Source organism: Deltaproteobacteria bacterium, assembly GCA_012522415.1.
In the GTDB taxonomy this organism is placed as follows: domain Bacteria; phylum Desulfobacterota; class Syntrophia; order Syntrophales; family JAAYKM01; genus JAAYKM01.
Window position 1 is genome coordinate 1 of the sequence record JAAYKM010000089.1, and the last position, 2,577, is coordinate 2,577.

Annotated in this window: 3 protein-coding genes and 1 pseudogene; 3 read left to right on the forward strand and 1 reads right to left on the reverse strand. The window is 50.4% G+C overall.

From position 1 onward, the window contains the following. Positions 1–382: 382 nt before the first annotated feature. The 3 genes and pseudogenes from GX147_07720 to GX147_07730 all read left to right on the forward strand — a co-directional run bounded on the left by GX147_07720 (position 383) and on the right by GX147_07730 (position 1,818). The gene (locus tag GX147_07720; GenBank protein NLN60581.1) at positions 383–748 is read left to right on the forward strand and encodes a hypothetical protein; all 366 of its coding nucleotides are present in this window, start codon (positions 383–385) and stop codon (positions 746–748) included. Between the two features lie 207 nt (positions 749–955). Continuing rightward, positions 956–1,132 (forward strand): annotated as a pseudogene (locus GX147_07725) (MBL fold metallo-hydrolase). A gap of 56 nt (positions 1,133–1,188) precedes the next feature. Further along, positions 1,189–1,818 (forward strand): hypothetical protein, encoded by a 630-nt coding sequence (locus GX147_07730; GenBank protein ID NLN60582.1) that lies wholly within the window; start codon positions 1,189–1,191, stop codon positions 1,816–1,818. A 9-nt stretch (positions 1,819–1,827) separates the two neighbouring features. On the opposite strand, the gene GX147_07735 is transcribed toward GX147_07730, so the two are convergent. Then, on the reverse strand, positions 1,828–2,577 hold a 750-nt coding region (locus tag GX147_07735), incomplete at its 5' end, for a DUF2156 domain-containing protein (GenBank protein NLN60583.1).

The following is a 2,577-nucleotide window of genomic DNA, read 5'->3' on the forward strand; positions in this document are numbered from 1 at the left end:
ACTCGCAGGCCATCCAGCTTAAAGTGTCGTCAACGACAAATTGCTCGATGGTTCTGTTAAGCGCGCACTTCTTTCTTGTCGTTGGCGTCATTCTACCATTTTTCTTCGTTTTACAGGGTTTTTCAAAGTACAGCAAAAACCCTGACACGATTTTATTTCAAGATTTCTTGGATTCCTCAGCTACTGTCCTGCTTACCTTGTCATTTAGCGGCGGGCATGGCGAAAATGACGGCGTTTGTGCTTCATTCACTGAAATGGCATGATGGAGATAATTATAATTATGCGAGTCGTTGAGAAGATTTTCAGATCACCCCGTTCTGGACAGTTCTTAGAAGCCATGCAATTGAACTTTTTCTTAATCTTCTAATCTGGGAGAACCGCGATGAAAAAACACTGCACCTGGTCATTTATAACTCTGGTACAGCTATTAGGAATTTTCATCCTTCTTTCCGCGTGTGGTTTTGGTAAGTTTGATCCCGACAATCGAATCGCCGGTCTTCCTGTAGAAGGCGGAGATCCTGAAAGAGACCCGGAGCCGGGAGCGCCGGATCAAATTGATTTTTCGATTGATTCTGAGATCACGGATTTGCTGCCAAATGACAAGACCGAACCGGCCAGTCAGGAATACTCGACGAAGCAATCCGAAATGGAGGCGGTACCCACTTATATCCAGGAATCCGAAACGGATCCAACAATCGCCATGTCGGAAACTGCTGAAATAACTACAGATGTTTTTGAGCAGGGGTAGATGATTCAAAAACGCCACGGGTTGTCGTGGGGGAAGAATCACAGGCCAAAGGACACCCGAGACAACCAGCAAGTCTGAAACGACAACCGGAAGTACCTCGACAAGGACGACCAGCAAGACACAGACGACGACATCGGCCAGCAGGGCGACCACAACGACTAGCAGTAAAAAAATACGACGTTCACGCAAACGCGTACAGGAACCGTTTACCGGTCTGATACGAACAAAGATTATCAATACATGGGCAACACCAACTCAAAGAAGTTCCATCGCACAAGCTGCTGCTTTGCGGCCAGAACCAAAGAATCCAACCGGATCTATTTTGAGACACGAGTAGAAGCCATCGAGGCCGGTTACAAACCTTGCCAGCATTGTAAGCCTTAGTTCGCCTTTTTGTGGGCTTGCCTAGCTTTCGCCCGAAAGGTAAGCTACCAATAGGAATGAAGTGGTATGCCACCCCGGCGATTGAGCAGGGTCGGCACACCGTGTCCGAGGTGATTTGTATTCGTAAAATAAAAGAGATACTAAGATCTTCCAGACCGGGTAAAGAAGGTACGCCCTTACGCTTGCCCGGACTTCGGATCATCAAGACCTCTCTGGCCGTATTCCTTTGCCTTTTGTTTTACTCTTTAGTGCCCTTGCCTGAAAATTTCAAGGTAGTCACCGCCCTGATCGCGGCCATTATTTCATTGCGGAGCACGATAAAAGAGAGCTTTTTAGTTTCCTTTGCCCGGATTCAATCAACCCTGGTTGGAGCCGTCTTCGGGTATTTGGTTCTTTTATTTAAAGTCAGAGTTGGCCTGGAAGACAGCTCGCTGGTTTACGCACTTTTCCTGTCAGCGGCGGTGGTCCTTCTTATTTGGATCAGTGTCTCATTTCTCAAAGAGACGACGGGAGCGGGGCTGGGGGCCATCGTTTTCCTGGCCATTGCGCTGGGTCTGGCCGAGGGGGTAAGCCCCCATCAGCTGGCCATTGCCCGGTTTACCGATACCGTGATTGGGATTGTGATTGCCTTGATGATTAACAGATTACTTCCCTTCCCGGTGACCGGGGAGAAGGAAGAGGAATAGACCGGTTCATCAGTCTACGTAACAGCGTTCCATCCATTCGGGCTTGGATTTGTCCGTATAAACCGTGTACTTGGAAAGAAGCGCTACGGGACCGTAAGTCATCTTGGATTGACGGAGACCCGGATCCCCGTTGTCATCCTCCCGGTTGATGAAGGCTACCGATTTGCAATTGCCGAACATCTTGACGAACTCGGAGACCAGCATCTGGTAGACTCCCTTGAACTGGATATCCGCCTTTTCGATATGGATGTAGAGCGTGTCACCCTGGACTTCGGCCAGAGAAAAACCCGCCACCTGATCGCCCACAAAAAGAACACCGCCGAACATCTTGTAGTCGCGCATGTGGTCCAGGACTTCGCGGATCTTGCGGGCCTCTTCCTTGAGAGTGCTGTTGTCGGGTGGATTATCTTTCTCAATGGCGCAGGCGAATTCGCAGACTGCCTCCCGGTTGAAGGTGGTGATGATTTCAAAACGCCAGTCGGGGGTCGCCCGAAGGAAGCGGTTGATGTTGTTACGGGTGGAACGGTGTTTACCTCCCTTGAGCTCAAGCAGATCCCTGGCCTCGTAGAGGTAGTCGAAATAATCGCGTTCGGCGATGGCGTGGAAGTCGGGGTAACGGGCGGACAGCAGGGGCAGATCCTGGTCGCCCACAATGCAGAAGACCAGGGGTTCACCCTTTTCTTTGCAGTGCGCTTCCAGCAGGCTGAGCGCTTCTTCACGCCTCTCACCCAAAGGCATGGTGTAGGCCGTGTGCCGGTC